This is a genomic window from Saliphagus sp. LR7 (genome assembly GCF_003344565.1).
GTDB classification, from domain to species: domain Archaea; phylum Halobacteriota; class Halobacteria; order Halobacteriales; family Natrialbaceae; genus Saliphagus; species Saliphagus infecundisoli.
Map to the genome: position 1 here is coordinate 1 of NZ_QPND01000081.1, position 657 is coordinate 657.

The window sequence follows — 657 nt, forward strand, 5'->3', positions numbered from 1 at the left end:
TGCCTTGTTGAATCGCAAGACGTCGTCGAGATACGATCGATAACTCACACGCTCACGGCGTCACAGACGGAATTTCGGAGCTAGAAGATGCAGTAGCGGCCGCTACTGGTGTGTGTTGAAAGGTCAGAACTATGGGGTCTTGCTCCCTTGGTCGGGTGACGGCGGCAATGCCTCTCCCGGATACGTCCGGAGAAAGAGAGCAGGCGGCGAGCCCTAACTCGCCGCCTGCGCGAGGTTGTGCACGATACACTTCCGTGTGAGCTCCCGAAACTGGCCATGCCACGTTCGGGAGCGTAACTTCTCGCCGCCGTCTTCCTTCAGTTGCGAGAAGCCTGTTTCACTCATCCAGCGCTGGTTGTAGTCCTCGTTCATCCGGGCGTTGTGCGCCTTCTGTAACGGTGTCTGCTCCCTGTGCTTGACCAATGGTCGCGTTGATTCGGAGCGACACTCCTCACGGAGGTCGCTCCACGAGTAGTTCGCGTCAGCAGACATCACACGCAGGTCTTCCGCGTTTCGGCGGAAGACCTGCATTCCGATATGGCCGTCCCACGCCTTCTTCGTCGTGAAATGAACGTCTTTGATCGCAAGCGAGTGCACGTCAATCAAGATCGTCGTCTTCATCGACTGGAACGAGAAGTTCGCGCGATCGCGGTAGTG

1 protein-coding gene is annotated in these 657 nt (G+C 57.5%); it reads right to left on the reverse strand.

Annotation, left to right across the window (positions count from 1 at the left end; translation table 11 throughout):
• Positions 1 to 213: 213 nt before the first annotated feature.
• Positions 214 to 657, reverse strand: a 444-nt coding sequence (locus DVH23_RS23255) for a transposase (protein WP_157972602.1), incomplete at its 5' end; no start/stop codon positions are given.